Below are 11,007 nucleotides of genomic sequence, written 5' to 3'. Positions count from 1 at the left end.
GGCGACGTCGCGGTCCTCGTGGACGCGGGCGTGCTGCCGCCCTCGGCGCCCTCGACGCTCCTCGACGTCGACGCCGCCGGGGCGGTGACGCAGCTGCGGGCCGGCGCGGTCGCCGAAACCGAGTGGTGCCGGGCGCTGGGCGGCCCCGCGCCGGCGTGACCCGCGGGCTTGTGTCCGCGGGAACTTTGCCGGCGCGGCCCGTGTCTTCCCCCCAGAGACAGGGCGCCGGCCCGGGGCGCGGCAGCGGTTGACAACCCCACCGGCGGGGGTGTATGAAGGACGGGTTTTTCCAGTCAGGGAGATACGCGTTAACCAAACAAAGAAAGGGGGGAAACAGAATGAAGAAGGGTATCGTCATCGCTGTTCTCGCAATCTTCGCGGCGTTCGCGGTCGTCCCGGCCTACGCGGCCATCGGCGCGGACGGGAAGCTGACCCTCGACAAGCCCGCCGACAAGTTCCCGGCCGGCAAGCTCAAGGACGGCAAGAAGGCGAAGGGCCCGGTCACCTTCAACCACAAGGTGCACGGCGAGAAGCTCGGCTGCACGAAGTGCCACCACCAGGACAAGGAGCTCAAGGCCGGCGGCACGCCCGCGAAGCTCTGCTTCGACTGCCACGGTCCGGAGGCGAAGGACAAGCAGCTCGACACCTACAAGATGATCCACGACAAGGAAGGGCTGTGCCTGGCGTGCCACAAGACGGACGCGGCGGCCCAGGCGGCCAAGGCTCCGACGAGCTGCAAGGCCTGCCACGGCGGCGCCGAGTAGCCTTGTAGTTTGTGACCGCACCGGGCGCGCGGTGGCCGGCGACGGCCGCAGCGGGCACCGGACGCGGGGAATGAAGTGAGGTCACGGCCGGTCGGGCTGCCCGACCGGCCGTGATTGCTGTCCGGAACCGGACGCGAAGGAGAGCGACCCCGCCGTGGTGCAAGAAACCCCGACCCCCGCTGCCGCCGACGAGTCTGCGGCCCCCAAGAATTCCTGGTACTCGCCCCTCGTCACGTTCTTCAGCTCGGTGCACGTCGCCGTCATCACCCTGATCCTGCTGGCGACGATCTCGATCATCGGCACCGTCCTGCAGCAGGAGAACATCGGGGACGTCGAGGACAACCTGCGCCTTCTCCAGCAGTTCTTCGGGGACGCCGGGCGCGCCCAGCGCGCCTACGACGTCGCGGAGAAGATCGGCTTCTTCAACCTCTATCACACCTGGTACTTCTACACGCTGCTGAGCGTTCTGAGCGTCAGCCTCATCGTCTGTTCGCTCAAGCGCCTGCCCACGACCTGGCGGATCATGGCCCGCCCCAAGGTCGAGCTGGAGGACGCCGGCTTCAAGAACAGCCCCAACCGCCGGGCGCTTTCCCTGCGCCAGCCCGCCGCGGAGGCCGCCGCCGCCGTGTCGGGGATCCTGGCCAAGGCCGGTTACCGGGTGCGCGAGGGCGAGCGCGACGGCGCGCGCCACCTCTTCGCGCAGAAGGGCGCCTACAGTCGCCTCGGCATCTACGTCACGCACTTCTCGATCATCATCATCTTCATCGGCGGCATCCTCGGCAGCCTCTACGGCTTCAAGGGTGCGATGAACATCGTCGAGGGGGAGACCACCGACGAGTACATGCCCCGCGGCGGCCGCCAGACCGCGCGCCTGCCGTTCCAGGTGCGCTGCGACGACTTCAACGTCGACTACTACCCCGGCTCATCGCGCCCGAAGGACTTCTACAGCCGGCTGACGGTCGTCGACGGCGGTCGCGAGGTGCTCAAGGAGCGCATCGAGGTGAACTCGCCGCTCAAGTACAAGGGCATCTGGTTCTACCAGTCGAGCTACGGCGACACCGGGCGCGGCCTGACCGCGACGATCCGCGCCGTGGACCCGAAGAGCGGGGCGGCGCACGACCTGAGCTTCACCGACCGCACGCCCCAGGAGGTCCCCGGCACGCAGGTGCGCGTCCAGCTCCAGCGGATCTACCCCGACTTCACCATGGACGAGAACCGCCAGCCGACGAGCCGCTCCAACCAGCCGCGCAACCCCGTGGCGCAGGTCGGGGTGCTCCTCCCCGACGGCCGGACGCAGGTGGCGTACCTCTTCAAGCTGCGCCCCGACCTCAAGACGGCGCGCGATCTGCCGCTGGACCTGTCCTTCACGAACGTCGAGAGCCTCCAGTACACCGGCCTGCAGGTCGTCCACGACCCGGGCGTCTGGGTCATCTGGACCGGCTGCTCGCTGATGGTCCTCGGCCTCTGGTTCGCCTTCTTCGTCTCGCACCGGCGCGTCTGGGTGCGCCTGCGCGAGGAGGGCGGCGCGACGGCGGTCGCGCTCGCGGGCAACGCCAACAAGAACCGCGAGACCTTCGGCGAGGAGTTCGAGAAGCTCGGGGACGCGGTCCAGGCGCTCGCCGAGGCCCGCGCCTGAGGGGCCAGATCCGCGCGAACGCGCGGATCCAGCAGAGTAGCGGGCATCGCAACCGAAGGAAACAGCTTGGCTTCGCTCGCGAGGAACTGAGGCGGACGGGGGGGGATGCGTGATCCGAGCAACACGGCCTGACATGGGCAACAGCCGGCGAAGAAACAGGCCGGTGACATGTCTGCCTCCGCCGGTCCGCGCGTCACGCGCGGACGTGGGGGCTGGCGGGCGCACCTGGGATGTGCTAGAAGTGACGATCGCGTAACGCGGCGTCTGGAAAGAGGAACGAGAGGGCCCGGGATCAGATGAACAGTTCGATGCTCTTCAACACCTCGATGGTCTGCTACCTGGTGGCGTCGGTGATCTACATCGCCCACCTGAGCTTCCGCTCCACGAAGGTCGGCTGGACCGCCACGGGGGTGACCGCCCTCGGCTTCGTCGCCCAGACCGTGGCGCTGGGGATGCGCTGGTACGAGAAGACCGTGCTCACGGGCTTCGGCAACATCCCGCCGCTGTCGAACATGTACGAGTCGATGGTTTTCTGGTCCTGGTCGATCATCATGATCTATCTGATCTTCGAGCGGGTCTACCGCAACCGCAGCCTCGGCGTCATTGCCGCCCCGCTCGGCTTCCTCGCCATCGCCTCGATCTCGATCGCCCCGAACATCTCCCAGGAGATCGAGCCGCTGGTGCCGGCGCTGCAGAGCAACTGGCTGGCGGCGCACGTCATGACGAGCTTCCTCGGCTACGCGGCCTTCTCGATCTCGTTTGGCGTGAGCGTCCTGTACCTGATCCTCGCCGCCGAGAAGCGCAACGAAGTGCCCTACATCGTCGGCATGGCCAGCCTCGTGACGATGATGACGCTGATCGCGGCCACCGCGCTCGACTTCATCGTGCAGAAGGTCGCCGGCGCCGCGCAGCCGCACCTCTTCGCAGCCTCGTTCGCGAGCCCCGCGGCCGGCGTGAAGGTGGTCTCCTGGCTGGCCGCGGCGGCGATCTTCGCGCTCTTCTGGTACGTCGGCACGCTGTACCACGACCGCATCGCCGCCCTCTTCCCCGGGATGAAGATCCTCGACGACCTGAGCTACAAGATGGTCATGGTCGGCTTCCCCCTGCTGACCATCGGCATCGTCACCGGCGCCGCCTGGGCCAACTACGCCTGGGGCACCTACTGGAGCTGGGACCCGAAGGAGACGTGGTCGCTCATCACCTGGCTGATCTACGCCGCCTACCTGCACGCGCGCTTCACCGCGGGGTGGCGGGGCAAGAAGACCGCGATCCTCTCGGTCATCGGCTTCGCGGCGGTCGTGTTCACCTACATCGGCGTGAACTTCGTCCTCTCCGGCCTCCACAGCTACGCCTAGGGGGGTGGGGGCAGGCGGGGAAGGATCCCGCGGCGCGAAGGGACACACGAGGGGAATCGGGGATTCGCAGCAGAGGGGTCCGCAGCGCAAAGGAGGCTGGTGAAATGCAGGGTACCTGGCCGCACCGCACGCTCGTCGCTCTCATCGCCGCACTGGCGCTGGCGCTCGCCGCGCCCGCCCCCGCCCGCGCGCAGGCGCCTGGCGGGGACAACTGCCTCTCCGAGAAGTGCCACCCCGGCATGGGCAAGGCCAAGTACGTGCACGGGCCCATCGGCGCCGGCGTCTGCACGGCCTGCCACCGCACGCGCGCCAGCTACACGCCGGAGAAGCACAACGCGGCCAGCTTCACCATCGCGGCCAAGGGCAAGGACCTCTGCTTCATCTGCCACGAGTCGCTGCAGAAGAAGCTCCAGGGCAAGTTCGTGCACGGCCCGGTGGCGATGGGCGACTGCATCGCCTGCCACGACCCGCACCAGTCCGACGCCAAGTTCCAGATGCGCAAGCCGACGACCTCGGCGCTGTGCTTCTCCTGCCACGAGAACAACAAGACGACAAAGGAGTTCCTCCACGGGCCGGTCGCGGCCGGCGACTGCAACGTCTGCCACAACCCCCACGCCTCGGACTACAAGTTCCAGCTCGAGGCCGAGGGCAACACGCTCTGCTTCCTCTGCCACGAGGACCGCAAGGCGGAGTTCACGCGCAAGAGCGTGCACAAGCCGGTCACCGAGTCCTGCGCGACCTGCCACGACTCGCACAGCGGCGCCTACAAGTTCCTGCTCAAGAACGACCCGATCGCGCTCTGCTACTCCTGCCACACCAAGGTCCAGGAGCACGTCAAGGCCGCGACGAACCAGCACCAGGCGCTCAAGCAGGGCGTCTGCACGCAGTGCCACACCCCCCACTCCTCGGACTACGTGCGCCAGCTCAAGCTCTCGACCAAGCAGATCTGCTACAGCTGCCACAAGGACATCGGCTCGCGCGTGCTGGCCTCCAAGAGCCTGCACGGGCCGGTCCAGCAGGACGACTGCTACGCCTGCCACGACACCCACGGCTCGAACTACACGAAGATCCTCAAGAAGTTCTTCCCGCCGGAGTTCTACATCGAGTACAAGACCGAGAACTACGCCATCTGCTGGGACTGCCACAACAAGGACATGGCCCTGACCGAGGTCACGACGACGCTCACCGGCTTCCGCAACGGCGGGCGCAACCTGCACTACTTCCACGTCAACCAGAAGAAGGGCCGCTCCTGCAAGGCCTGCCACGAGATGCACGCGGGCGACCAGGACAAGCACATCCGCGAGAAGGTCCCGTTCGGCTCCGGCGGCTGGCAGCTGCCGGTCAAGTTCACGAAGCTCGCGACCGGCGGCAACTGCGTGGTCGGCTGCCACCGCGAGATGACCTACGACCGCGAGAGCCCGGTCAAGTACTAGGGGCGCACTGGGGGGAGGGACGCGAGATGAATGCCACAGTCACGATCCGCAGGACGCTCCACGCGGCCGCCGCCCTGGCCGGGGCCCTCGCCCTGGCGCTCGCGTCGCCGGCCGCCGGCTTCGAGAAGGTCAAGGTCGGCGACAAGCTGCCGGCCTTCACCCTCAAGGACACCGCGGGCGCCGAGGTCAAGGTCGAGCCGGGCCCGGCGCGGGTGATCATCCTCTTCAAGGAGGGGGTCAACACCGCCAACGCCCTCAAGCGCGTCGGCCGCAGCTGGAATGCGACGAAGGACAAGGGCGTGGTCTACCTGGGCATCTACCTCGGCAAGGAGGCCCCGGACAAGGCCAAGGCCCTCGCCGACCCCGAGGGCGCCGCGTTCCCGATCCTCATGGGCACCGAGGAGCTCTACGGCACCCTCGGCGTCAAGGCGCTGCCGACGACGGTCTGGGTCGACAAGGCCGGGACGGTCATCCACGAGGTGAACCTCGCCCCGTTCGACCTGGAGATCGAGACCAGCGAGTACGCGCTGGTCGCCCTCGGCGAGAAGAAGGCCGAGGACGCCGAGCTGGCCATCCGCCCGCAGGAGGGGCCGGTCGCGAGCGCCGAGGAGAAGGAGGCCAAGAAGATGTACGGCCTCGCCATGGTGCTCATGGAGCGGGGCATGAAGGACAAGGCGGTCGCCAAGCTCCAGGAGATCCTCAAGGTCGACCCCGGTTACTGCGACGCGCACATCCTGCTCGGGCACGTCTACCTCGAGGACGGCAAGGTCGACGAGGCGATCAAGGAGTTCGAGTACGTCATCAAGTGCGACCCGACGAGCAACGACGCCAAGGTCGGCCTCGGCATGGCGCACGCGAAGAAGGGCGACACCGACAAGGCGCTCGAGTTCTTCCAGGCCGCGCTCAAGCTCAACCCGAAGCCCGAGAAGGTCTACTACGAGATGGGCAAGGCCTACGAGAAGAAGGGCGACCTGAACCTGGCCGTCGAGAACTACAAGCTGGCGCTCAAGCGCCTCTTTGGCAACCAGTAGGAGAACCACCGTATGGGACGCCGAACGCTTCTCCCCGCCACCGCCCTGGCCGCCTGCCTCGTCGGCGTCCTGGCTGCCCGCTCGGCGCGCGCCGAGTTGCACGTCGTGGTCCCGCCCGGCAACGCCGTGCTCGGCAGCACCCCGGTGACCCTCATCGGCACGGGGGCGGTCTCGAACCTGGAGGTCTCGCTCAACGGCAAGCGGGTCGAGGGCGCGAAGCAGTCGGGGAAGGCGTTCACGGTGAGCGTGCCGCTCGTGCCCGGCGAGAACACGGTGCTGGTCAAGTCCGGCGACGAGAGCCAGAAGATCGTCTACACCTACGCCCCCAAGGACCAGCCGGCGAGCGTCTTCCGCTACCACCCGCCGGTGGCCGAGGGCGACTGCAAATCCTGCCATCCGCAGGGGGTGGGCCGCACCTTCCCCGTGAGCGAGGCCAAGCTCTGCAACAACTGCCACGACCCCAAGACCGGCGGCAAGCGCCTGCACGGCCCGCTCGGCACCGGCCAGTGCAGCACCTGTCACGACCCGCACGGGTCGGGCAACCCGAAGTTCCTCGTGATGAACGTGCGCGCGCTCTGCGTGCAGTGCCACGCGCAGACGAACAGCAAGACCCACATCGAGAAGAGCGGAAACAAGCGCTGCCCGGAGTGTCACGACCCGCACAGCTCGGACAAGCAGTACCTGCTGCGCTAAGGAGGGATCCATGCTGCACGACGTGCACCCGACCCACCGCTCGCGGCGCACCGCGGCCACGGCGCTGACGGCGCTCGCGGCGCTGCTCGCGATGACGTTCGCCATCCCGCAGGCCGGCGCGGCCTTCAAGTACCTCAAGACCGGCATGGAGGTGCCGGAGTTCGCCCTCAAGACCGCCGAGGGGAACGAGTACACGCTCGCCCAGCTCAAGGGGCAGCCGGCGACGCTGCTGGTCTTCTGGGCGACCTGGAGCCCGCGCTCGGAGCCCGCGCTCGCCGCGGCCCAGAAGCTGCACGAGCAGTACGGCGCCAAGGGGCTGCGGGTGGTCGGCGTCAACGTCAACCGGGTCAGCCTCGGTCCGGACGACCGCAGCCAGATCGATGCGCTCAAGGACAAGCTCAAGCTGACCTTCCCCCTCGTCGTGGACACCGGCCTGGAGACGTACAACGCCTTCGGCGTGGTCGCGACGCCCTCGACGGCGCTGGTCGACACCGAGGGGAAGATGGTGCACGAGACCGCGAGCTGGCTGCGCGACAGCGGCAGCGAGATCACGGGCGCGGTGGAGGTCCTCCTCGGCCTGCGCGAGGCGCCCAAGGCCGACGCCGTCGCCGCGAAGCCGGTCTTCAAGCCGGACGCGAAGGCGCTGCGGCACTTCAACTTCGGCCGCACGATGCTCCAGCGCGGCAACCGCGACAAGGCGACCGACCAGTTCGAGCAGGCCGCCGCGGCCGACCCGAAGTACGCGGCGCCGCGGGTCTACCTTGGCCAGCTCCTGCTGGCGAAGAACAAGCCGGAGGCGGCCGCGAAGGCCGCCGAGCACTTCAGCGCCGCGCTGGCGGTGGACCCGGCGAGCGTCGCGGCGCAGACCGGGTATGGCGAGGCGCTGCTGCAGCAGGAGAAGGTCGACGAGGCGGCGGCGGCGTTCGAGAAGGCCGTCGCCCTGGACGCGACCTACACGCCGGCGGTCTCGAACCTGGCGCTCGCGCTGGCAAAGCAGGGGAAGGCCGCGGACGCCGAGGCGCGCTTCAAGGCCGCGCTCGAGCTCAACCCGCTGGACGCCGGCACGTACTTCCGGCGCGGGCTCGGCTCGGAGGCGACCGGGAACCTCAAGGGGGCGTCGCAGGACCTGCGCCGGGCGGTGGAGATCCTGATGAACCTCCCTTCGACCGGGGATGAGGTCTAGGGCGCCCTCGTCCCCGCGGCGCGAATAACAGCCCCATGCAGCGGACCGTCCTGGAGAGAACGCTGGCGATCGTGGCCGTCGCCCTCGCGGCCGGCGTCCTCGCCTGGGGCGTCCTCGCCGAGCAGATCGGCGAGACGCTGTTCAACGCCACCCTTGTCTGACTCAGCTGTATAGGAGTCGGGTGACTCCTCAGGTCGGATGAAGCGGCGGCTGCTCCAGCTCCTGGTGGCCTTCGGCCAGAACGGCTACTACCTGGGCTTCGCCAACAGCGCGATCTACCAGGGCTCGCTCAAGGAGTACTGCACCCCGACGCTCAACTGCTACGCCTGCCCGGGCGCGCTCTTCGCCTGCCCGATCGGCACGCTCCAGCACTTCGTCATCGTCGGCCAGGCGGTGCCCGCGTACGTCGTGGGGTATCTGGCCGCGATCGGCGCGGTCGTGGGGCGCATGTGCTGCGGCTGGATGTGCCCCTTCGGCTTCTTCCAGGACCTGCTCTACAAGGTGCGGACCGTGAAGCTCTCCATTCCGAAGGCGTTGACCTACTTCAAGTACGTCGTGCTCGCCGGCCTCGTCTTCACCATCACCTACATCTTCCAGGAGCCCTGGTTCTCCAAGCTCTGCCCGGACGGGATCCTCATCGCCGGCCTCCCCTTCTCCTTCCTCGACGAGAACATCCGCTCGATGCTCGTGAAGTTCTTCTGGATCAAGCTCGGCCTGCTCTCGCTGTTCGTGGCCTGGTCCGCCACGGCCAAGCGCCCCTTCTGCCGGGTCTTCTGCGCGCTGGGGACGATCTTCTCGTTCTTCAACAGCTTCAGCCTCTACCAGATGCGCGTCGACCACTCCTGCTGCACGCGCTGCGACCGCTGCCGCGAAAACTGCCCGATGGACATCAGCATCTGGCAGAACGAGCGCTCGGTCGACTGCATCCGCTGCCTCGAGTGCACGGGGTGCCCCTGCGTGGAGTACAAGACCGTCTTCCAGGCGCTGCCCGCGGGCGCGCCTGAACTACCCGCCCCGGCGCGGACCGGCCCGTAGGCGGGGCTGCCCGTGCCGAACCGCGTCCGCTGGTTCTCCTCGCTCCGCGCGCGGATCGCGGCGCTGATCACCTTCATCCTCGTCGTCGGCGTCGGCGGCACCTACTGGTACATCATCGAGGCGCAGAGCCGCCAGTTCATCGAGACGACCAAGGACCAGGCGGCGGTGCTCACCCACGCCATCGTCAAGAGCATCCGCCACGACATGCGCGGGGACTGCGCCAAGGACGTCCAGGGGATCTTCGAGCGCATCGCGGTCGTCGAGGACATCGAGAGCCTGCGCATCTTCGACGAGGACGGCAAGGTCACCCGCTCGGGCGACAAGCGCGAGGTCGGCCTGACCATCGACGACATCGGGCTGGAGATCTTCAAGGCCGGGGTGCCGAGCATGCCGTACCTCGGCGGGCACGGCTACAACGCGTTCTGCATGGTCGAGACCATCCGCAACGAGCCGGACTGCCGCGGCTGCCACCGCACCAAGGGCGACGTGCTGGCGATCTTCGAGCTGTGCCTCTCGATGAAGAAGACCGACGAGAAGGTCGCGAAGAACAGCCGGTTCCTCGCCAGCTCCGCGGTGGCGATCATCGCGGTCGTCGGTCTCTCGACCTCGATCATCTTCGCGACCCAGGTCAACCGCCCGATCTCGACGCTCGTGGCCGTCATGCGCCGCGCCGAGGGCGGGGACCTCTCGGCGCGCGCCCTCTCGCCGCGGCGCGACGAGATCGGCAGCATCGGGCGCAGCCTCAACTCGATGATCGAGCGGCTCGACGAGAGCCAGCGCGCGGTCGAGCGCTACCACACCGAGCAGCTCATCCGGGCCGAGCGCCTGGCGAGCATCGGCGAGCTGGCGGCGAGCGTGGCCCACGAGATCAAGAACCCGCTCGCGGGAATCTCCGGCGCGGTGCAGGTGCTCGCCGACGGCTTTCCGCCGGACGACCCGCGCCGCGAGGTCACCGGGCACATCCTGCGCCAGAGCGAGCGCATGGACAAGACGATCCGCGACCTGCTCAACTACGCCCAGCCGCTGCAGGGCGAGGCGAGCCCGGTCGATCTCAACGAGGTCCTCGACCGCGCGTGCTTCATCGCCCTGCCGAACCCGGCGCGCACCAAGGTCCGGGTGCGGCGCGAGTTCGCGGCGGGGCTGCCGCGGACGCTCGCCGACGGCAAGCACCTCGAGCAGGCCTTCCTCAACCTGATCCTCAACGCCGTGCAGGCCATGCCCGAGGGCGGGGATCTGGAGCTGCGCACGTCGCTGCGCGAGGAGGCGGAGGGCGCCGGCGGGGTGCGCCAGATCGAGGTCGTCGTCGCGGACACCGGCGTCGGCATCCCGCCGCAGGTGCGGGACAAGATCTTCAGCCCGTTCTTCACCACCCGCACCCAGGGGACGGGCCTCGGCCTGTCGATCACCCGCAAGATCGTCGAGCAGGGCGGGGGCACGATCTCGGTCGCCAGCGAGCCGGGGAAGGGCACGACCTTTACCGTCCGCATCCCCGTCGTCGAGACGCGCCTGCAGGCCTAGGGCCGCTCTGGCCCGCGCCGACCGCCAAGGGCCCCTCTGCCGGGGAGGGTTGTCCGGTGTCCGACTGATGTAGTCAGAATGTAGCAAAAAAAGGTGATTGACATCACATTTCCTTTTGCGTATGGATTGTAACGGATCCGCAACGTCCTCCCGAGCGGAGGACGCTTCGCGGGCGCATCAAGTTTTGAGGCCGGCTCTGGCAGGAGCGCCAACGGCAGTTGGCGGGAACGTGGATGACGTCGCGGCAAACTGGGTTGCCAGCATCATTCCCCCCCCGCAACGGTCCGTTCGCCGGCTGCCGCGGAGGGGAGAAACGTATCGAAGTTCGCGCAGTAGCCGGATTCTCTGCAGCGCATCCA

10 protein-coding genes are annotated in these 11,007 nt (G+C 68.1%); all 10 read left to right on the top strand.

Translation table 11 applies throughout. The features are described 5' to 3' along the window. Nucleotides 1–338 precede the first annotated feature (338 nt). The 10 genes from VI078_09845 to VI078_09800 all read left to right on the top strand — a co-directional run bounded on the left by VI078_09845 (nucleotide 339) and on the right by VI078_09800 (nucleotide 10,648). Complete coding sequence (locus VI078_09845; GenBank protein ID HEY5999584.1) at nucleotides 339–764, top strand: cytochrome c3 family protein; 426 nt, start codon at nucleotides 339–341, stop codon at nucleotides 762–764. Between the two features lie 154 nt (nucleotides 765–918). Then, the gene (locus VI078_09840) at nucleotides 919–2,400 is read left to right on the top strand and encodes a cytochrome c biogenesis protein ResB (protein ID HEY5999583.1); all 1,482 of its coding nucleotides are present in this window, start codon (nucleotides 919–921) and stop codon (nucleotides 2,398–2,400) included. 296 nt (nucleotides 2,401–2,696) lie between these two features. Beyond that, the gene (ccsB, locus tag VI078_09835) at nucleotides 2,697–3,755 is read left to right on the top strand and encodes a c-type cytochrome biogenesis protein CcsB (protein ID HEY5999582.1); all 1,059 of its coding nucleotides are present in this window, start codon (nucleotides 2,697–2,699) and stop codon (nucleotides 3,753–3,755) included. A 104-nt stretch (nucleotides 3,756–3,859) separates the two neighbouring features. Beyond that, nucleotides 3,860–5,188 carry a cytochrome c3 family protein gene (locus VI078_09830; protein ID HEY5999581.1) on the top strand — a complete coding sequence of 443 codons (1,329 nt, stop codon included), beginning with the start codon at nucleotides 3,860–3,862 and terminating at the stop codon, nucleotides 5,186–5,188. A 26-nt stretch (nucleotides 5,189–5,214) separates the two neighbouring features. Further along, on the top strand, nucleotides 5,215–6,219 hold the full coding sequence (locus VI078_09825; GenBank protein ID HEY5999580.1) for a tetratricopeptide repeat protein: 1,005 nt from the start codon (nucleotides 5,215–5,217) through the stop codon (nucleotides 6,217–6,219). 12 nt (nucleotides 6,220–6,231) lie between these two features. Further along, entirely contained in the window at nucleotides 6,232–6,912 is a 681-nt protein-coding gene (locus VI078_09820; GenBank protein HEY5999579.1) for a cytochrome c3 family protein, read from the top strand. A gap of 10 nt (nucleotides 6,913–6,922) precedes the next feature. Continuing rightward, entirely contained in the window at nucleotides 6,923–8,095 is a 1,173-nt protein-coding gene (locus tag VI078_09815) for a redoxin domain-containing protein (protein HEY5999578.1), read from the top strand. Nucleotides 8,096–8,130: 35 nt separating this feature from the next. Then, complete coding sequence (locus VI078_09810) at nucleotides 8,131–8,256, top strand: hypothetical protein (protein ID HEY5999577.1); 126 nt, start codon at nucleotides 8,131–8,133, stop codon at nucleotides 8,254–8,256. A 37-nt stretch (nucleotides 8,257–8,293) separates the two neighbouring features. Beyond that, on the top strand, nucleotides 8,294–9,130 hold the full coding sequence (locus VI078_09805) for a 4Fe-4S binding protein (GenBank protein HEY5999576.1): 837 nt from the start codon (nucleotides 8,294–8,296) through the stop codon (nucleotides 9,128–9,130). A gap of 12 nt (nucleotides 9,131–9,142) precedes the next feature. Next, nucleotides 9,143–10,648, top strand: a complete 1,506-nt coding sequence (locus tag VI078_09800) for an ATP-binding protein (protein HEY5999575.1) — start codon at nucleotides 9,143–9,145, stop codon at nucleotides 10,646–10,648. The last annotated feature ends 359 nt before the right edge of the window (nucleotides 10,649–11,007 follow it).

It is taken from the genome of bacterium (assembly GCA_036524115.1).
Taxonomy (GTDB): Bacteria; JAUVQV01; JAUVQV01; order JAUVQV01; family DATDCY01; genus DATDCY01.
This window is presented reverse-complemented; position numbering and strand designations above follow the sequence as displayed.

Bases quoted from the DNA above. Each gene is read 5' to 3' on its own strand.
- VI078_09845 (HEY5999584.1), top strand. From the start codon at position 339: ATGAAGAAGGGTATCGTCATCGCTGTTCTCGCAATCTTCGCGGCGTTC.
- ccsB (HEY5999582.1), top strand. From the start codon at position 2,697: ATGAACAGTTCGATGCTCTTCAACACCTCGATGGTCTGCTACCTGGTG.
- VI078_09830 (HEY5999581.1), top strand. From the start codon at position 3,860: ATGCAGGGTACCTGGCCGCACCGCACGCTCGTCGCTCTCATCGCCGCA.
- VI078_09825 (HEY5999580.1), top strand. From the start codon at position 5,215: ATGAATGCCACAGTCACGATCCGCAGGACGCTCCACGCGGCCGCCGCC.
- VI078_09820 (HEY5999579.1), top strand. From the start codon at position 6,232: ATGGGACGCCGAACGCTTCTCCCCGCCACCGCCCTGGCCGCCTGCCTC.
- VI078_09815 (HEY5999578.1), top strand. From the start codon at position 6,923: ATGCTGCACGACGTGCACCCGACCCACCGCTCGCGGCGCACCGCGGCC.
- VI078_09810 (HEY5999577.1), top strand. From the start codon at position 8,131: ATGCAGCGGACCGTCCTGGAGAGAACGCTGGCGATCGTGGCCGTCGCC.
- VI078_09805 (HEY5999576.1), top strand. From the start codon at position 8,294: ATGAAGCGGCGGCTGCTCCAGCTCCTGGTGGCCTTCGGCCAGAACGGC.